This is a genomic window from Pseudomonas alloputida, assembly GCF_021283545.2.
Lineage (GTDB): Bacteria > Pseudomonadota > Gammaproteobacteria > Pseudomonadales > Pseudomonadaceae > Aquipseudomonas > Aquipseudomonas alloputida.
The window spans coordinates 5,037,849-5,055,358 of the sequence record NZ_CP128540.1 but is presented as its reverse complement, the minus strand read 5'-3'; the positions used below and the strand labels follow the sequence as shown (position 1 = coordinate 5,055,358).

The window sequence follows — 17,510 nt, the reverse complement described above, 5'->3', positions numbered from 1 at the left end:
GCCGCCCGTGCGGCGCTCCGTCTCACAGGCGCAAAATTCCTGACGACAATCACATCAATACCGTAAGACCTCTGGGCTATACTTCGGCGATTTTTCCCGCTCGTTGTGAATTCCTGAGGGCTGAATGTGAAGAACTGGACCTTGCGCCAACGGATCCTGGCAAGTTTCGCCGTGATCATCGCCATCATGCTGCTGATGATCGTGGCCGCCTACTCGCGGTTGGTGACTATCGAAACCGCCGAAGAGGCGGTGGGGACCGACAGCATTCCCGGCGTCTACTACAGCTCGATGATCCGCAGCGCCTGGGTCGACAGCTACGTCACCAGCCAGCAACTGGTGGGCCTGTCCAACCATCGTGAAATCACATCGGCCGATCTGGAACTGTTCAGAAGCTTCGATAACCGGCTGAAGCAATACATGGCCAGCTACCAGGCCACCATCCAGGACAAAGACGACCAGGCCCGATTTGACAGCTTCGTGCAACTGGAAGAAAGCTACCTCAAGATCGTCAACCAGGTGCTCGATGCCTACGGTCAGCGCAACTACGACGAGGCCCAGCGGCTGATCACCGAGGTACTTACTCCGGCCTGGAAGGATGGGCGCGAGCACCTGAATGAAGTGATCGAGAATAATCGGGCCTCTGCCGATGCCGCCACCAACGATATCGTCAACGCAGTCAACACGGCAAAGGGCAGCATGGTGGTCTCACTGCTGCTGGCAATCGTCGCTGCCGGCATCTGCGGCCTGTTGCTGCTGCGCGCTATCACAGCGCCCATGCAGCGTATCGTGCATGCCCTCGACAAGCTGCGTTCCGGTGACCTGAGCATGCGCCTGAGCCTGGATCGCAAGGACGAATTCGGTGCCATCGAAAGCGGCTTCAACGAAATGGCCGAGGCACTGGCCAACCTGGTGGCCCAGGCCCAACGCTCGTCGGTGCAGGTGACCACTTCGGTCACCGAAATTGCCGCCACGTCCAAGCAGCAGCAGGCCACCGCCACCGAGACGGCCGCCACCACCACCGAAATTGGCGCCACCTCGCGGGAAATCGCCGCGACTTCGCGGGACCTGGTGCGCACCATGACCGAAGTGACGACGGCTGCTGATCAGGCATCCAGTCTGGCAGGCTCCGGGCAGCAGGGCCTGGCACGCATGGAAGAGACCATGCACCAGGTGATGGGCGCTGCCGACCTGGTCAATGCCAAGCTTGGTATCCTCAACGAGAAAGCCAGCAACATCACCCAGATGGTGGTAACCATCGTCAAGGTTGCCGACCAGACCAATCTGCTGTCGCTCAACGCCGCCATCGAAGCGGAAAAGGCCGGTGAATATGGCCGCGGCTTTGCCGTGGTCGCTACCGAAGTGCGCCGCCTGGCCGACCAGACCGCCGTGGCCACCTACGACATCGAGCAAATGGTGCGCGAGATCCAGTCGGCAGTGTCGGCCGGTGTCATGGGGATGGACAAGTTCTCCGAAGAAGTGCGCCGCGGCATGTTCGAGGTGCAGCAGGTGGGCGAGCAACTGAGCCAGATCATTCACCAGGTGCAGGCCTTGGCGCCGCGTGTATTGATGGTCAACGAAGGCATGCAGGCCCAGGCCACCGGTGCCGAGCAGATCAATCAGGCGCTGGCCCAGCTCAGCGATGCCAGCACCCAGACTGTCGAGTCGCTGCGCCAGGCCAGCTATGCCATCGACGAGCTGAGCCAGGTGGTCGCGGGCCTGCGTGGCGGCGTGTCGCGCTTCAAAGTCTGACCGCGATGAACGACTTGCAACTGCGCACCGCTCGGGCGGCGAACACCGAGGGGGCGTTGTACCTGCAGTTTCGCATCAGAGCGCAGCGTTTTGCCCTGAGCGTGCACGAGGTGATCGAAGTGTTGCCGCGTCAGCCGCTCAAGCCGATCGCCCAGGCACCTGCCTGGGTCGCGGGCATTCTCGCCCATCGTGGCCAGCTGGTTCCGGTCATCGACCTTGCCGCCTTGAGCTTTGGCCAGCCGGCGGTGCAACGCACCAGCACCCGCCTGGTGCTGGTGCACTACCGAGGCGGCCTGCAGCTTGGCCTGATCCTGGAGCAGGCCACCGAAACCCTGCGTTGCCAACCGGACGAGTTCCAGCCCTATGGGGTGGACACAGGCGATGCGCCTTATCTGGGCCCGGTGCGCCAGGATGCCCAAGGCCTGCTGCAGCGCATCGAAGTCAATGACCTGCTGCCCGACACCGTGCACGCATTGCTGTACACGCAAGACCCGACAGGGATGCCTACATGAACGAACAGCGTTTCTTCCGCTTCTTGCGCGAGCGTATTGGCCTGGACGTGGAGTCGGTGGGCGCGCCCATGGTCGAACGCGCGCTGCGCCAACGTTGCGTGGCTGCGGGCGCAATGGACCTGGACGATTACTGGCTGCGCCTGCAGCAATCGGCAGATGAGCAACAGGCGCTGATCGAAGCGGTGATCGTCCCGGAAACCTGGTTTTTCCGTTACCCCGAATCCTTCACTGCGCTGGCCAGCCTGGCCCATAAACGGCTGGCTCAACTGGCTGGCGCGCGCCCGCTGCGATTGCTCAGCCTGCCGTGCTCTACCGGCGAGGAGCCCTATTCGCTGGCCATGGCCTTGTTTGACGCCGGCATGGCGCCTGGGGCATTCCTTGTCGATGGAATGGACATCAGCCCAAGTTCGGTAGCCAAGGCCGGGCAGGCGGTATATGGGCGCAATGCGTTCCGGGGTAGCGAACTGGGCTTTCGCGAGCGCTACTTCGATGCTCTGGACGAAGGCCACCGCCTGCATGAGCGGGTACGCCAGCAAGTCAGCCTGCGGGTGGGCAATGTGCTTGACCCGGCGCTGGCCAGCCGCGACGGCCTGTATGACTTCGTGTTCTGTCGCAACCTGTTGATCTATTTCGACGTACCGACCCAACAGCGTGTGTTCGAAGTGCTCAAGCGCTTGCTGCATCCGCAGGGTGTGCTGTTCATCGGCCCGGCCGAAGGCAGCTTGCTGGCACGCATGGGCATGCGTCCATTGGGGATCGCCCAGTCGTTTGCCTATGTGCGTCACGAAGGCGACAGCGCTCCCTTGGCGGCGGCACCCGCCCAAACTGCCAAGCGTGCGTTCACGACGTTGCCCGCACCGGTTTATCCGCAGCCCAGTGTGCCGTTGCCTCGTTCGCGGCGTGTGCTGCCGGTGGCGGCCAGGCCAGCGCGAGCCCGCGAGCACAGCCACGAGGGGGCCAGCGAGTTGCTGGCCGGCATTGCCCGGCTGGCCAATGCCGGTGCCAGCGAGCAGGCCCGTAGCGAATGCCAACGCTACCTGAGCCAGTACCCGCCGTCGGCACAGGTGTACTACTGGCTGGGTTTGCTCAGTGATACCGAAGGCGATGCGCAGCAGGCGCTGAGCCACTATCGCAAGGCCCTGTACCTGGAACCACAGCACCCCGAGGCGCTGGTGCACCTGGCCGCCTTGCTGGCGGCCCAGGGTGACCTGGCCGGCGCTCGGCGCCTTCAGGAGCGCGCGGCGCGGGCTGGCCGGGAGTCTGAACGATGAACAGTGAATTCGCGATGCAATTGCTCGCCGAGGATGACGCGCACATCGACGACTGCTGGAACCGCATTGGCGTGCGCGGCGACAAGCATTGCCCACTGCTGGAGCGGCATGTTCATTGCCGCAATTGCGAGGTGTATGCCGCTGCGGCCACGCGTTTGCTCGACCGCTATGCGCTGGTGCAGGAGCACCAGGCTGCAGCGGTGCAGCCGGATGCGGAAAACACCGGTCGTTCGATGCTGCTGTTCCGTCTGGGCGAAGAGTGGCTGGCGCTGGCTACCGCCTGCCTGGCCGAAATCGCCCCGTTGCAGGCGGTGCATTCATTGCCGCACCAGCGCTCGCGGCTGCTGCACGGGGTTGCCAATGTACGCGGTGCGTTGGTGCCGTGCCTGTCCCTGGCTGACTTGCTCGGGGTGCAGGCCGGCTCCACCGAGCAACGCAGCGCACGGGCGATGCCACGTATGCTGATTCTGGCCGCCGAAGGCGGGCCGGTGGTGATGGCTGTCGAGGAAATCGACGGTATTCACCGGCTCGACCCGCAGTTGCTGGGCAGTGGCCGGGACGCCACACGCTTCACCGCCGCAGTCCTGCAGTGGCGCGGCCGCAGCGTGCGGGTTCTGGACGATCAACACTTACTGTCTGCCGTGCAGCGGAGCCTGTCATGACCCCAGAGCAAATGCGCGACGCATCGTTGCTCGAACTGTTCAGCCTGGAGGCCGAGGCGCAGACCCAAGTGCTCAATGCCGGCCTGATGGCACTGGAGCGCAACCCTACCCAGGCCGACCAGCTCGAGGCCTGCATGCGCGCTGCCCACTCGCTCAAGGGGGCTGCGCGCATTGTCGGGGTGGATGCTGGCGTCAGTGTCGCCCACGTGATGGAAGACTGCCTTGTGGCGGCCCAGGAAGGCCGACTGCGGCTGACCGCCGAGCATATTGACGCGCTGTTGCAAGGTACCGACCTGCTGATGCGTATTGCCACACCCGGTGATGCCGGGGCGCAGGCGACCTTGCCGGTGTTTCTTGCGCAAATGGCCAGCCTGCTCGACCCGGGCGCCTCTGCCATGCCTGTCGTGCCACCGGCGGCATCCGTGCCGCCGCTGGCAACCCTGCCGCCTGCCCCCATGGTAATGCCAGCCGAACCACCGGAACCAGAGCCCGAACCCGCCCTGCGGCGCAAGGCTGGCAAGCGCGCTGGCGAGGGTGCCGAGCGGGTACTGCGTGTCACCGCCGACCGCCTCAATAGCCTGCTTGACCTGTCCAGCAAGTCGCTGGTGGAAACCCAGCGGCTCAAGCCATATCTGGCTACCCTGCAGCGCCTAAAGCGCATGCACGGCCAGGGTATGCAGGCGCTTGACGGCTTGCGCATGCAGCTGGAAGACACGGGGCAGGGCAACGAGGTGCTCGAGGCCTTGGCACAGACCCAGCGCCTGCTGGCAGAGACCCAGCGGATTCTGCAGCAGCAGGCGGCCGACCTGGATGAGTTCGGCTGGCAGGCCAGCCAGCGTGCGCAGTTGTTGTATGACACTGCCCTGGCCTGCCGGATGCGGCCGTTTGCCGACGTGCTGACCGGGCAAAGCCGCATGGTCCGCGACCTGGGCCGTTCGCTGGGCAAGCCGGTGCGGCTGGTGGTGGAAGGGGAGAAGACCCAGGTCGACCGCGATGTGCTGGAAAAGCTCGAAGCACCGCTGACCCACCTGTTGCGCAATGCCGTCGACCACGGCATCGAATTGCCCGAGCGGCGCCTGCTGGCGGGCAAGCCGGACGAGGGGGTGATCCGCCTGCGGGCTTCGCACCAGGCGGGCATGCTCAGCCTGGAGCTGATCGACGATGGCGCCGGTATCGACCTGGAACGCCTGCGCAGCAGCATCGTCGAGCGTGCCCTGTCGCCCGCTGACACGGTGGCGCGGATGAGTGAAGCGGAGCTGCTGACGTTCCTGTTCCTGCCCGGTTTCAGCCTGCGTGACAAGGTTACCGAAGTGTCCGGGCGCGGTGTGGGGCTGGATGCGGTGCAGCACTTGATCCGCGAGTTGCGCGGCTCGATCGAGTTGACCCAGGTGGCAGGGCAGGGCTGTCGCTTCCATCTTCAGGTGCCGCTGACCCTGTCGGTCGTTCGCAGCCTGGTGGTCGAGGTGGGCGGTGAGGCTTACGCCTTCCCGCTGGCGCATATCGAACGCACGCTGGAAGTGACCGCCGAACAGATCGTGCAGATCGAAGGGCGCCAGCATTTCTGGCACGAAGGCCGGCATATTGGCCTGGTGGCGGCCAGCCAGTTGCTCAATCGCCCGGCTGGGCAAAGCGATGAAGCCAGCCTGCGGGTAGTGGTGATTCGTGAGCGCGAGCAGTTGTATGGCGTGGCCGTGGAGCGGCTGGTGGGGGAGCGGGTGCTGGTCGTGATGCCACTCGACCCACGCCTGGGGAAGGTGCAGGACATTTCCTCCGGCGCCTTGCTCGATGATGGCTCGGTGGTCCTGATCGTCGATGTCGAAGACTTGCTACGCTCGCTGGAAAAACTGCTCAGCACGGGCAGCCTGGAGCGCATCGAGCGCGGCAGCAGCGGAGCCCGTGGCGTAGTCCGCAAACGCATCCTGGTGGTCGACGACTCGCTGACCGTACGCGAACTGCAGCGCAAGCTGCTGGGCAACCGTGGCTACGACGTGGCGGTGGCGGTGGATGGCATGGACGGCTGGAACGCCCTGCGCAGTGAGGACTTCGACCTGTTGATCACCGACATCGACATGCCGCGCATGGACGGTATCGAGCTGGTTACCCTGGTGCGTCGCGACCAGCGCCTGCAGTCATTGCCGGTGATGGTGGTGTCCTATAAAGACCGTGAGGAAGACCGACGGCGTGGCCTGGACGCCGGCGCCGACTACTATTTGGCAAAGGCCAGTTTCCACGACGATGCGTTGCTGGATGCTGTTGTGGAACTGATCGGAGTTGCTCAGGGATGAAGATCGCCATCGTCAATGACATGCCCCTGGCCGTCGAAGCGTTGCGCCGGGCGGTCGCCCTGGAGCCCGCACACCAGGTCGTGTGGGTGGCCAGCAACGGTGCCGAGGCGGTGCAGCGTTGCACCGAGCAGTTACCGGACCTGATCCTCATGGACCTGATCATGCCGGTGATGGACGGTGTCGAGGCAACCCGGCGGATCATGGCCGAAACCCCGTGCGCCATTGTCATCGTCACGGTCGACCGTAAACAGAACGTCCACCGGGTATTCGAGGCCATGGGCCATGGCGCCCTCGATGTGGTCGACACCCCTGCGTTGGGCGCTGGCGATGCCCGCGAAGCGGCGGCGCCCTTGCTGCGCAAGATCCTCAATATCGGCTGGCTGGTCGGCCAGCAGCGTGCACCTGCCGCAAGGTCGGTGGCTGCACCGCTGCGCGAGGCTTCCCAGCGCCGCGGGTTGGTGGCAATCGGGTCTTCGGCGGGTGGCCCGGCAGCACTCGAAGTGCTGCTCAAGGGTTTGCCGGCAGCGTTTCCGGCGGCCATCGTGCTGGTCCAGCATGTGGACCAGGTGTTTGCCGCAGGCATGGCCGAATGGCTCAGCAGCGCAGCAGGCCTGCCGGTGCGCCTGGCCCGTGAAGGCGAACCGCCGCAGCCAGGGCAGGTACTCCTGGCCGGTACCAACCACCACATTCGCCTGCTACAGAATGGCCAACTGGCCTACACTGCCGAACCTGTGAATGAAATCTACCGGCCCTCGATCGATGTGTTCTTCGAGAGCGTGGCACGTTACTGGAATGGTGATGCAGTGGGCGTGCTGCTCACCGGCATGGGCCGCGACGGTGCCCAGGGCCTGAAGCTGATGCGTCAGCAGGGCTTTCTGACCATTGCCCAGGACCAGGCCAGCAGCGCGGTGTACGGCATGCCCAAGGCTGCTGCGGCTATTGATGCCGCCGTGGAAATCCGCCCGCTGGAACGCATTGCCGGGCGCTTGACTGAATTTTTCGCAAAATGACGAAATGTATTGAATCACGCCGCCAGGCCGGTAGTGATCGGGTGAACAATGATGAATGATTTACCGATCGAAGGTTTCGCGACCACCAACGAAAACTCGGCGATGGTGCTGCTGGTCGACGATCAGGCCATGATCGGCGAAGCGGTGCGGCGTGGCTTGGCCAATGAAGACAACATCGACTTCCACTTCTGTGCCGACCCGCACCAGGCGGTGGCCCAGGCCATGCGCATCAAGCCCACGGTCATTCTTCAAGACCTGATCATGCCTGGGCTGGACGGCTTGACCCTGGTGCGCGAGTACCGCAACAACCCGGTGACCCAGGACATCCCGATCATCGTCCTGTCGACCAAGGAAGACCCGCTGGTGAAGAGTGCGGCATTTGCCGCCGGGGCCAACGATTACCTGGTCAAGCTGCCTGACACCATCGAACTGGTGGCACGCATCCGTTATCACTCGCGCTCCTACCTGACCCTGCTGCAGCGCGACGAGGCCTACCGTGCCCTGCGCGTCAGCCAGCAGCAGCTGCTTGATTCCAACCTGATGCTGCAGCGGCTGATGAACTCCGATGGCCTGACCGGGCTGTCCAACCGTCGCCACTTTGACGAGTACCTGGAGCTGGAGTGGCGCCGGGCCATGCGTGAACAGCAGCAGTTGTCGTTGCTGATGATCGACGTGGATTACTTCAAAGTCTACAACGACAGCTTTGGCCATCTGGCCGGTGACGAGGCCTTGCGCCAGGTGGCCGAAGCCATCCGTAGCTCGTGCTCGCGGCCGACCGACCTGCCGGCGCGCTATGGCGGCGAAGAGTTTGCCCTGGTGCTGCCCAACACCTCGCCAGGCGGGGCGCGGCTGGTGGCCGAAAAACTGCGCCAGACCGTGCTGGGCCTTGGCATCCCGCATACTGCGCCGACGGCTGATACGTTCTTGACCGTGAGCATTGGCCTGGCCACCCAGACTCCGGCTATCGGCAGCCATTGCCGGCAGCTGATTTCGGCGGCCGATAAAGGTCTGTACCTGGCCAAGAACGGTGGGCGTAACCAAGTCGGCATCGCCTGAGCTCCTGGAGACGGCGCGGCCTGGGTGGGAGCGCAGGTTGCCCTATCGACATACGACCGCCCGGCGGGTCTGCCGCCATGCTGCGGACTCGGTTATACTCGCGGGCTTTTCACCGAATTCGCACGAGTAGCCCGCCCATGGAAATCCAACCGATCCTGAACACCATCAAGGACCTCACCGAGCGTTCCCAGTCAATTCGGGGGTATCTTTGACTACGATCACAAGCATGACCGCCTGATCGAAGTCAACCGCGAGCTGGAAGACCCCAACGTCTGGAACAAACCTGAGTACGCCCAGGCACTGGGCCGCGAGCGTGCCATGCTGGCCCAGGTCGTCGAGACCCTGGACAAGCTGTCCAACGGCCTGGGTGACTGCCAGGACCTGCTCGACATGGCCGTCGAAGAGAATGACGAAGGCGCTGTCGGCGACGTCGTGACCGAGCTGGAAAGCCTGGAAGAAAACCTGGCCCAGCTTGAGTTCCGTCGCATGTTCAGCGGCGAGATGGACATGAACAACGCCTACCTGGACATCCAGGCCGGTTCCGGTGGTACCGAAGCGCAGGACTGGGCCAACATCCTGCTGCGCATGTACCTGCGCTGGGCCGACAAGCGTGGTTTCGATGCCACCATCATCGAGCTTTCCGAAGGTGAAGTGGCCGGTATCAAAGGTGCAACCGTGCACATCAAGGGTGAATACGCCTTCGGCTGGCTGCGCACCGAAATCGGCGTGCACCGCCTGGTGCGCAAGAGCCCGTTCGACTCCGGTGCCCGTCGCCACACGTCGTTCTCGGCGGTGTTCGTATCGCCCGAGATCGACGACAAGGTCGAAATCGAGATCAACCCGTCCGACCTGCGCATCGACACCTACCGCTCCTCCGGTGCCGGTGGTCAGCACGTGAACACCACCGACTCGGCGGTCCGTATCACCCACGTACCGACCAATACCGTGGTGGCTTGCCAGAACGAACGTTCCCAGCACGCCAACAAGGACACCGCCATGAAAATGCTGCGGGCCAAGTTGTACGAACTGGAAATGCAGAAGCGCAATGCCGCCTCGCAGGCGCTGGAAGACAGCAAGTCGGACATCGGCTGGGGCCACCAGATCCGCTCTTACGTACTGGATGACTCGCGTATCAAGGACTTGCGTACCGGCGTCGAGCGTAGCGACTGCCAGAAAGTCCTGGACGGCGACCTTGACCAGTACCTGGAAGCGAGCCTCAAGCAGGGCCTGTAATTCGCACCCCCATGCCGCGCTACCTGGCCAGCCGCCGGTAGCGCGTGCCCTGCCCGGAACGGGCAACGAATACCTGATGGAAAGAATGACGACATGAGCGACCTCAAGACCGAATCGCAAGACCTGCAACAGGAAGAAAACGCCCTGATCGCCCTGCGCAAGGAAAAACTTGCCGCCGAGCGTGCCAAGGGCAATGCCTTCCCCAACGACTTCCGTCGCGACAGCTACTGCAACGACCTGCAGAAGCAATACGCGGACAAGACCAAGGAAGAGCTGGAAGCAGCCGCGATCCCGGTCAAGGTCGCCGGCCGCATCATGCTCAACCGTGGTTCGTTCATGGTTATCCAGGACATGACTGGCCGTATTCAGGTCTACGTCAACCGCAAGACCCTGCCGGAAGAAACCCTGGCCGCGGTCAAGACCTGGGACCTGGGCGACATCATCAGCGCCGAAGGCACCCTGGCCCGTTCCGGCAAGGGCGACCTGTACGTCGAAATGACCAACGTGCGCCTGCTGACCAAGTCGCTGCGCCCGCTGCCCGACAAGCACCACGGCCTGACCGACACCGAGCAGCGCTACCGCCAGCGCTACGTCGACCTGATGGTCAACGAAGAAACCCGCCACACCTTCCGTGTGCGTTCGCAGGTGATCTCGCACATCCGCAAGTTCCTCATCGAGCGTGACTTCCTCGAAGTCGAGACGCCGATGCTGCAGACCATCCCGGGCGGCGCCGCTGCCAAGCCGTTCGAAACCCACCACAATGCCCTGGACATGGCCATGTTCCTGCGTATCGCGCCGGAGCTGTACCTCAAGCGTCTGGTGGTTGGTGGTTTTGAGAAAGTGTTCGAGATCAACCGTAACTTCCGTAACGAAGGCGTTTCGACTCGTCACAACCCTGAATTCACCATGCTCGAGTTCTACCAGGCCTACGCCGACTACCGCGACAACATGGACCTCACCGAGGAACTGTTCCGCGAGCTGGCGCAACTGGTACTGGGCTCCACTGACGTACCGTACGGCGACAAGGTCTTCCACTTCGGCGAGCCGTTCGTGCGCCTGTCGGTGTTCGACTCGATCCTCAAGTACAACCCGGAGCTGACCGCCGCCGACCTGCAGGACGTCGACCGCGCCCGCGAGATTGCCAGGAAGGCCGGCGCCAAGGTGCTGGGCCATGAAGGCCTGGGCAAGCTGCAGGTGATGATTTTCGAAGAGCTGGTCGAGCACAAGCTGGAACAGCCGCACTTCATTACCGAGTACCCGTTCGAAGTGTCGCCGTTGGCCCGTCGCAACGACGACAACCCGGCCGTTACCGACCGTTTCGAGCTGTTCATCGGTGGCCGCGAAATCGCCAACGCCTACTCCGAGCTCAACGATGCCGAAGATCAGGCCGAGCGCTTCCTGGCCCAGGTGGCCGAGAAGGACGCGGGTGACGATGAAGCCATGCACTATGACGCCGACTTCGTTCGTGCGCTGGAGTACGGCATGCCGCCGACCGCCGGTGAAGGCATCGGCATCGACCGCCTGGTGATGCTGCTGACCAACTCGCCGTCGATCCGCGACGTCATCCTGTTCCCGCACATGCGTCCGCAGGCCTGAGTGAGCTGAACGAGCCGCCTTTCGAGGCGGCTTTTTCTTGCCTGAAGCTTTATGTTGTCAGTACCGGCCTCTTCGCGGGTAAACCCGCTCCTACAAAGGCCTTGTAGGAGCGGGTTTACCCGCGAAGGGGCCAGCACTGACGAAACACCCCCATGAGGTATCCCCCGTGACACCCGCCATGCCTGACCAAGGCGCCGCCGGCATCGCCACCGCCGTCGCCGAAAGCGTGCAATACCAAGGCCGCAAGACTGCCCGCCAAGGCAGCGAACAGCGTCGCCAGTTGATTCTCGATGCCGCCATGCGCATTGTCGTGCGCGATGGCGTGCGCGGTGTGCGCCACCGGGCAGTGGCCGCCGAGGCCGGCGTGCCATTGTCGGCCACCACCTACTACTTCAAGGACATCGAGGACCTGCTCACCGATACCTTTGCCCAGTACGTCGAGCGCAGTGCGGCCTACATGGCCAAGCTGTGGGCCAATACCGAGGTGGTGTTGCGCCAGTTGCTGGCACAGGGCGATGGCAGCCCGCAGGCACGGGCGCGGCTGGCTGACGACGTGGCGCGCATGACTGCCGATTACGTTCAGCGGCAACTGCTGAACCGCCGTGACTTCCTGATGGCCGAGCAGGCTTTCCGCCAGGAAGCATTGCTGTGCCCGCGACTGGCTGAGCTGGTGTGCGCTCATGAGCAGATCCTGCTGCACGGCACCCGGCAATTGCTGCAGGTCGTGGGTTCGCGGCAGCCGGAGCAGGATGCACAGATGTTGACGGCGATTATCGAGCAGTTGGAATATCAAGGCCTGCTCAAGCAAGCGAATGCGCAAGCCGATGGGCAGATGCTCGCTATGCTTACCCGATACCTGCAGCTGGTGCTGGCATCGGCCTGAGCCGAGAACGACCTTTTCAAGGAGAACCTGATGAGAGCCTGGCGTGTGGTGTTGTTGACTTTGTCATTCCTGCTGCTGGGCGGTTGTCTGGTGACCTTCCATGAGCCTTTGCCCAGCAACCAGGCAGCGCCCAAGGCCTTGCTCGGCAAGTGGAGCAGCAAGGACGCCTGGGAGGAACCGTTGAAACTGGTGATCAGCCGTAGCGGTGGCGACGCCTACAAGGCGGTGGCCACGGCCAAGGGCAAGGCCCCTGAAGAATACGTGTTCACCGTGTCACGCCACGGCAACCGCTGGTACCTGTCGGCCGGCGTGCCCAAGCGCCTGGGTGGCAATTTCCTGATTGGCGGCTTCGATATCGTCGATGGCAAGGAACTGGTGGTCTACAACCTGGATGTCGAGCAGGTACAGCAGGCGGTGGACAAGAAGGAACTGAGCGGTCGTAGTACCGAAGTGCCGGAGGGCAACGGCGACGGCGTGCTGATCGACAGCCCGGCGGCGCGGGTGCTGGCCTACCTGGACGACCCGGCCAACTCCGACCTGTTCGTCGAAGTGGCGCGGTTCCAGCGCTCGGGCAAATGACCGTGTTGGCGTCTTCGCGGGCTTGCCCGCGAAGAGGCCGGTACAGGTTTCGTGTACTAGAAAGGAGTTCCCGGTGGACGAATACCAGCAAACCATCCGCGCCCTGTCCGACCGCATCGTCGCGGCACAGACGCCGATCCGGGTCCTTGACGCGGTGAAGTGGGACGACAACATCCGCCAGGGCTTTCTCAAGGCCAAGGGCAAGGAGCCGCCGGCGGTTGATCGCGCCTACTACCAGTCGCGCCCGCTGTCGTTCGACTCCAGCGCGGTCAAGGCCGAGTTCCAGGGCATCGAGCGCGACATCATTCGCCAGTTGGGCCAGTTCAACCCGGTCGGGCAGATCATGAAGCGCATGTGCCGCGAATACCGCATGGTGGTTCGCATGCTCGAAGCGCGCGGTACCGAGGACTTCGGCCTGATCTCCCAGGAGCTGTACGGCGCCGCCTCGGATGCCTTCCACGCCGGTGACCCGACCCTGGCCGACCTTGGCCTGATGCTGTCGGACTACCTGAACAACATCGATGGCCGTGGTGACCTCAAGGATGAGCCAAAGAATCTCACCGCCAAGGAGGCGGTGGAGATCCTCCAGCACCGGCTGAACAACGTGTTCGGCGAGGCCGAAGGTACCATTCGCGTGTTCGAGTCCGACGGTATCGTCGCCGACGCCGCAGCCGGTGCCGACTACATCAAGGTGCGTGCCGATGCCATGTTCAACGCCCGCGATGTGCGCGCCCTGGAGGTGCACGAAGGGTTGGTGCACGTCGGTACCACGCTCAATGGCCTGAACCAGCCGATCTGTACCTTCCTGGCCAAGGGCCCGCCCTCGTCGACGGTAACCCAGGAGGGCCTGGCGATTCTCATGGAGGTGATCGCCTTTGCCTCCTACCCCAGCCGCCTGCGCAAGCTCACCAACCGCACCCGTGCCATCCACATGGTCGAGGAGGGTGCAGACTTCATGCAGGTCTACGGTTTCTTCCGCGAGCAGGGCTTTGAGATGGCGCAGAGCTACAGCAACGCCAGCCGGGTGTTCCGCGGCTCGGTGCCCAACGGCCTGCCATTCACCAAGGACTTGTCCTACCTCAAGGGCTTCATCATGGTTTACAACTACATTCAGTTGGCCGTGAAGAAGGGCAAACTGGAACAGATCCCGTTGCTGTTCTGTGGCAAGACCACCCTGGAAGACATGCGCACCCTGCGCCAACTGGTTGAGGAAGGGTTGGTCGAGCCGCCCAAGTACCTGCCTGAACAGTTCCGCGACCTGAGTGCGCTGTCGGCCTGGATGTGCTTCTCCAACTTCCTCAACCACCTGAGCCTGGATCGCATTGAAGCCGACTACGCGAACATTCTCTGAGCACTGCCGCCTGCTCGTCCTCGGCCTGGCCCTGCTGAGCCTTGGCGGCTGCAGCAGCCTGTTGTTCTACCCCGAGCGTGGTCAGGCCTTCACCCCTGAGCGTGCCAAGCTGGAATACCGCGATGTCACGCTGACCACTGCTGATGGCATCCGCCTTCACGGTTGGTGGCTGCCAGCCAAGGCCGGGGTCGAGGTCAAGGGCACGGTGCTGCACCTTCACGGCAACGGCGGTAACCTGCCAGGGCACCTGGGGGGTAGCTACTGGCTGCCGGAGCAGGGCTACCAGGTGCTGATGATCGATTACCGCGGCTATGGCTTGTCTCAGGGCCAGCCGAGCCTGCCGGAGGTGTACCAGGACATTGCTGCAGCCATGGCCTGGCTGCAGCAGGCGCCCGAGGTCAAGGGCAAGCCGCTGGTACTGCTGGGGCAGAGCCTGGGCGGTGCCATGGCCATTCATTACCTGGCGGCCCACCCCGAGCAGCGTCAGCGCTTCAGCGCCCTGGTGTTCGATGGTGTGCCGGCCAGTTACCGCGCGGTGGGGCGCTTTGCGCTCAGCACCTCCTGGATGACCTGGCCATTGCAGGTTCCGCTGTCGTGGCTGGTGCCGGACGGCGACAGCGCGATCCGCTCGATCGAGCGATTGAGCAGCCCGCCCAAGTTGTTTTTCCACAGCATCGACGACAACCTGGTGCCGATGGACAACGGCATCCGCCTGTATCAGCACGCGCCACCACCGCGGGTGCTGCAACTGACCCGAGGGGGGCACGTGCAGACCTTCGCCGACCCTACCTGGCGCCAGGTGATGCTGCGGTTCCTCGATGATCCCAGCCATTTCAACGGCCTGCGGCGGCTTGCCGAAGTGCCCAATTTCCCTGACGAGAAGAACAAGCAATGAGTGAAGAACGCAACGCCATCCCGCTGATCCTGACCGGCGTCGGCAGCATCATCGTGACGGTGGGGGCCTTGTGGTATTACGGTTACCTGCATTTCGCCAAGCCCGAAGATGCCCTGCTGCTGCAGGACTTCACCATGCTCAAGACCATCCCCGGCGAGGACTACAAGGTATCGCTGGACCCGGCGCCGCAAGTGGCCCAGTGCGTCGACGGCGTGCTGGTGCTGTTCGACACCCAGCAGAAAGGCCTGACCGGCGTGCTGGTGGACAACCGCAAGCGCGCGGTGCGCTGCATGGGCGAGGAAACACCGCGGCAGGTGCAGTGAGGTTTCGGCGCAGCATTTTTGGCGCCCGCGAGATCGAGCGCCGCGCGGGCGGCGCTCGATCTCACAGGCGGCACAACATTATCGGCGAACAAAGAAAAGCCCCGCGTCGATCGCGGGGCTTGTCCTTTCAGCTAGCCAGCCTTAGCGCTGAACCTGGCTCACCGAGCGTGGTGCCACCGGCTGGTTGTCGTTGGAGATGGTCACCTCCACCCGACGGTTCTGCGCACGTCCCGAGTTGCTCGAGTTGTCCGCTACCGGGTACTCCTTGCCATAGCCCTGGGAAACGATACGCGCCGGATCTACCCCGGCACGCACCAGTGCCATGCGCACGCTGTTGGCACGGCGCTCGGACAGGGTCTGGTTGTAGTTGGCCGAGCCGACGCTGTCGGTGTAGCCCTCGACGATCACCTTGCGTTCCGGGTTTTCCTGAAGGAACTGGGCCAGCTTGGTGATGTTCGGGTAGGCGTTGCTCTTAAGTTCGGCCTTGTTGAAGTCGAACAGCACGTCGCCGAAGGTCACCAGCGTTCCGCGGTCGGTCTGCTTGGCGTTGAGGCTGTCCTGCAGCTTGGCGATCTGCGCGTCGCGGGCATCCAGCTTGGCCTGGGCGCGCTGGGCCGAGGCGTTTTTCAGTTCAGCTTCGGCAGTACGCAGGGCAATGGTCTGCTTGGCCACTTCGACGCGCTGGTTGGTCAGGTAGGCCAGTTGGTCGACTTTCTTCTCGTCTTCACGGTCCATGTACGCCTTGTCGGCCTTGTTCAGCCAGTCCTGGGCGTCCTTGGTCTCCAGTGCCGCGACTTTGCTCGCTTGCGGGTCGCTCTGCAGTGAGGAGAAGTTGGTGCGGGCCGATTCCAGGTTGGCATTCGGATCATGCGAGCAGGCAGCAAGACCGACGCTCAGGGCCAGCAGGGCGGGAATCATTACGTGTTTGCGCATAGTGTTCATCCTTTGATCGTGTGCGAAGGCTAAGGTTGGCGGGGCAGGGCTCACTGAGCGCTGCGCAGGCCTTCCTCACGTACGTCCTGAACGCCCTGGCGGGCATCCTGCACGGCCTTCTGGGCTTTGGCTGCCTGGGCCTTGCGTTCGGCGAGGCGTGCATCCCACTCGGCCTGTTGGGCCAGTCGCTTGGCCTCGTCGTACTTCTTGTCGTGCATGGCGATTTCGGCTTGCTTGAACTTGTCCTGAGCCGCTTTCATTTCCACGGCGGCAAACTCGGTACCGCCAGCGCTGACGGCGGAGTTCACGGCGGACTGGGTAACGGCATACTGCTCGGTGGGCGGATTGCCCGCACAGCCGGCCAGGACCAGGCTACTGCCCAGCGCCAGCGCGGCCAGCTTGAACCCGCGCACATGAGTGGATGACAGTTGGCTAGTGCGGGTCTTCATGGTGGTCAGCTCCATTGGATCACTCCTGATAACGACGATGTCCGTAGCAGTCCATCGCTCAATCCCTGACATAACCGCGCGCTTCAGTTCAACGGTGCACGAGGGCAGTGTGCAGGGTTTTAGCGTGATGGCTATTGGCTCCGACTCGAAGGTTTTTCGAATAGTTCAGAAAAAAGCGCCGTGATCGGATAACTATTTCTGACTGATCGGTCAGTGCGATTTGCCTGGAACTTTCCCAGGCTGGAGCGGTATTCCGGGCCTTGAGCAGGCCCGGAATGCTGGCGCGCAGGATTATTTGTCGCTGTCGACGGTCGCGTTGCGCAAGTTGTGCAGGTGCTGGCGGGACAGGGAGAGAAAGCGCGGCGTAGGACCAACGTCTTCGTACAACGGGTCGCCTTCTTCGTCGGTGGCGATGACCTGACGACCCTGTACATAGGGGAAGCTGGCCTCCAGTTCTTCAAGGGCGGCGGCGACCAGTTCGCCGAGCAGTTCTTCGGCGGTGCGCTTGGGGTACATGTCGATCAGCGCGGCCAGGCGCGCTTCGGACTCCAGGTCCAGGTGCAGGACATGACCGGTACGGCTGAGGGTACCGGCGGCATTCTGTTCCCAGTGCTGGGCGAGTTCACGGATTTTCATGATGACCTCTGTTGACGCCTGGAAAGGCTGCACTGCATGGGAGTGCTGTGCTTTCACTTTAGTTTGGTTTGGCCGATCACGGCTTGC

The 17,510-nt window shown here is 63.2% G+C and carries 17 protein-coding genes; 14 read left to right on the top strand and 3 right to left on the bottom strand.

Features of this window, described 5'->3' with window-relative positions; genetic code table 11:
* The first annotated feature begins 126 nt into the window (after positions 1-126).
* The 14 genes from LU682_RS23445 to LU682_RS23380 all read left to right on the top strand — a co-directional run bounded on the left by LU682_RS23445 (position 127) and on the right by LU682_RS23380 (position 15,405).
* Positions 127-1,749: a methyl-accepting chemotaxis protein gene (locus LU682_RS23445; RefSeq protein ID WP_232914898.1), complete on the top strand. Its 1,623-nt coding sequence runs from the start codon at positions 127-129 to the stop codon at positions 1,747-1,749.
* A gap of 5 nt (positions 1,750-1,754) precedes the next feature.
* Positions 1,755-2,261, top strand: coding sequence for a chemotaxis protein CheW (locus LU682_RS23440; RefSeq protein ID WP_010952582.1), 507 nt, complete (start codon positions 1,755-1,757; stop codon positions 2,259-2,261).
* Positions 2,258-3,532: a CheR family methyltransferase gene (locus tag LU682_RS23435; protein ID WP_010952583.1), complete on the top strand. Its 1,275-nt coding sequence runs from the start codon at positions 2,258-2,260 to the stop codon at positions 3,530-3,532. Before LU682_RS23440 ends, LU682_RS23435 begins: the two co-directional genes overlap by 4 nt.
* Positions 3,529-4,194 carry a chemotaxis protein CheW gene (locus LU682_RS23430; protein ID WP_049587394.1) on the top strand — a complete coding sequence of 222 codons (666 nt, stop codon included), beginning with the start codon at positions 3,529-3,531 and terminating at the stop codon, positions 4,192-4,194. Before LU682_RS23435 ends, LU682_RS23430 begins: the two co-directional genes overlap by 4 nt.
* Entirely contained in the window at positions 4,191-6,479 is a 2,289-nt protein-coding gene (locus LU682_RS23425; protein ID WP_010952585.1) for a hybrid sensor histidine kinase/response regulator, read from the top strand. Before LU682_RS23430 ends, LU682_RS23425 begins: the two co-directional genes overlap by 4 nt.
* Positions 6,476-7,489, top strand: coding sequence for a Wsp signal transduction system protein-glutamate methylesterase WspF (gene wspF / locus LU682_RS23420; RefSeq protein WP_010952586.1), 1,014 nt, complete (start codon positions 6,476-6,478; stop codon positions 7,487-7,489). The genes LU682_RS23425 and wspF overlap by 4 nt, the downstream gene beginning before the upstream one ends.
* Before the next feature lie 51 nt (positions 7,490-7,540).
* Positions 7,541-8,545 carry a Wsp signal transduction system regulator diguanylate cyclase WspR gene (gene wspR / locus LU682_RS23415; protein WP_029615556.1) on the top strand — a complete coding sequence of 335 codons (1,005 nt, stop codon included), beginning with the start codon at positions 7,541-7,543 and terminating at the stop codon, positions 8,543-8,545.
* Positions 8,546-8,682: 137 nt separating this feature from the next.
* A protein-coding gene (gene prfB, locus LU682_RS23410) for a peptide chain release factor 2 (protein WP_061405587.1) occupies positions 8,683-9,778 on the top strand; the annotation gives its coding sequence in 2 pieces (ribosomal slippage) (positions 8,683-8,754 and positions 8,756-9,778; 1,095 coding nt in all).
* A gap of 93 nt (positions 9,779-9,871) precedes the next feature.
* Positions 9,872-11,374, top strand: coding sequence for a lysine--tRNA ligase (gene lysS, locus LU682_RS23405; RefSeq protein WP_010952588.1), 1,503 nt, complete (start codon positions 9,872-9,874; stop codon positions 11,372-11,374).
* A 178-nt stretch (positions 11,375-11,552) separates the two neighbouring features.
* Positions 11,553-12,257 (top strand): TetR/AcrR family transcriptional regulator, encoded by a 705-nt coding sequence (locus tag LU682_RS23400; protein WP_019437363.1) that lies wholly within the window; start codon positions 11,553-11,555, stop codon positions 12,255-12,257.
* A 30-nt stretch (positions 12,258-12,287) separates the two neighbouring features.
* Entirely contained in the window at positions 12,288-12,836 is a 549-nt protein-coding gene (locus LU682_RS23395) for a hypothetical protein (RefSeq protein WP_232857556.1), read from the top strand.
* Between the two features lie 73 nt (positions 12,837-12,909).
* The gene (locus tag LU682_RS23390; protein ID WP_003252215.1) at positions 12,910-14,187 is read left to right on the top strand and encodes a flavohemoglobin expression-modulating QEGLA motif protein; all 1,278 of its coding nucleotides are present in this window, start codon (positions 12,910-12,912) and stop codon (positions 14,185-14,187) included.
* The gene (locus LU682_RS23385) at positions 14,159-15,082 is read left to right on the top strand and encodes an alpha/beta hydrolase (protein ID WP_010952592.1); all 924 of its coding nucleotides are present in this window, start codon (positions 14,159-14,161) and stop codon (positions 15,080-15,082) included. The genes LU682_RS23390 and LU682_RS23385 overlap by 29 nt, the downstream gene beginning before the upstream one ends.
* Positions 15,079-15,405, top strand: a complete 327-nt coding sequence (locus LU682_RS23380) for a PA3694 family proteiin (RefSeq protein WP_010952593.1) — start codon at positions 15,079-15,081, stop codon at positions 15,403-15,405. The genes LU682_RS23385 and LU682_RS23380 overlap by 4 nt, the downstream gene beginning before the upstream one ends.
* Positions 15,406-15,546: 141 nt before the next feature.
* Here LU682_RS23380 and lptF read toward each other — a convergent pair whose 3' ends face one another.
* From lptF to LU682_RS23365, 3 genes are all read right to left on the bottom strand, one after another.
* A complete protein-coding gene (lptF, locus tag LU682_RS23375; RefSeq protein ID WP_010952594.1) occupies positions 15,547-16,338 on the bottom strand; it encodes a lipotoxin F family OmpA-related lipoprotein LptF in 792 nt (263 codons plus the stop codon).
* Between the two features lie 50 nt (positions 16,339-16,388).
* Positions 16,389-16,802, bottom strand: coding sequence for a DUF4398 domain-containing protein (locus tag LU682_RS23370; protein WP_003252223.1), 414 nt, complete (start codon positions 16,800-16,802; stop codon positions 16,389-16,391).
* A 276-nt stretch (positions 16,803-17,078) separates the two neighbouring features.
* Entirely contained in the window at positions 17,079-17,423 is a 345-nt protein-coding gene (locus tag LU682_RS23365; protein ID WP_232857559.1) for a pilin assembly protein, read from the bottom strand.
* Positions 17,424-17,510: the final 87 nt, after the last annotated feature.

What these genes read in the sequence shown, in the direction of transcription:
- LU682_RS23380 (WP_010952593.1), top strand. Translation starts at nt 15,079, where the DNA reads ATGAGTGAAGAACGCAACGCCATCCCGCTGATCCTGACCGGCGTCGGC.
- LU682_RS23400 (WP_019437363.1), top strand. Translation starts at nt 11,553, where the DNA reads ATGCCTGACCAAGGCGCCGCCGGCATCGCCACCGCCGTCGCCGAAAGC.
- LU682_RS23435 (WP_010952583.1), top strand. Translation starts at nt 2,258, where the DNA reads ATGAACGAACAGCGTTTCTTCCGCTTCTTGCGCGAGCGTATTGGCCTG.
- LU682_RS23430 (WP_049587394.1), top strand. Translation starts at nt 3,529, where the DNA reads ATGAACAGTGAATTCGCGATGCAATTGCTCGCCGAGGATGACGCGCAC.
- wspF (WP_010952586.1), top strand. Translation starts at nt 6,476, where the DNA reads ATGAAGATCGCCATCGTCAATGACATGCCCCTGGCCGTCGAAGCGTTG.
- LU682_RS23370 (WP_003252223.1), bottom strand. Translation starts at nt 16,802, where the DNA reads ATGGAGCTGACCACCATGAAGACCCGCACTAGCCAACTGTCATCCACT.
- lysS (WP_010952588.1), top strand. Translation starts at nt 9,872, where the DNA reads ATGAGCGACCTCAAGACCGAATCGCAAGACCTGCAACAGGAAGAAAAC.
- lptF (WP_010952594.1), bottom strand. Translation starts at nt 16,338, where the DNA reads ATGCGCAAACACGTAATGATTCCCGCCCTGCTGGCCCTGAGCGTCGGT.
- LU682_RS23440 (WP_010952582.1), top strand. Translation starts at nt 1,755, where the DNA reads ATGAACGACTTGCAACTGCGCACCGCTCGGGCGGCGAACACCGAGGGG.
- LU682_RS23395 (WP_232857556.1), top strand. Translation starts at nt 12,288, where the DNA reads ATGAGAGCCTGGCGTGTGGTGTTGTTGACTTTGTCATTCCTGCTGCTG.
- LU682_RS23425 (WP_010952585.1), top strand. Translation starts at nt 4,191, where the DNA reads ATGACCCCAGAGCAAATGCGCGACGCATCGTTGCTCGAACTGTTCAGC.
- wspR (WP_029615556.1), top strand. Translation starts at nt 7,541, where the DNA reads ATGAATGATTTACCGATCGAAGGTTTCGCGACCACCAACGAAAACTCG.
- LU682_RS23365 (WP_232857559.1), bottom strand. Translation starts at nt 17,423, where the DNA reads ATGAAAATCCGTGAACTCGCCCAGCACTGGGAACAGAATGCCGCCGGT.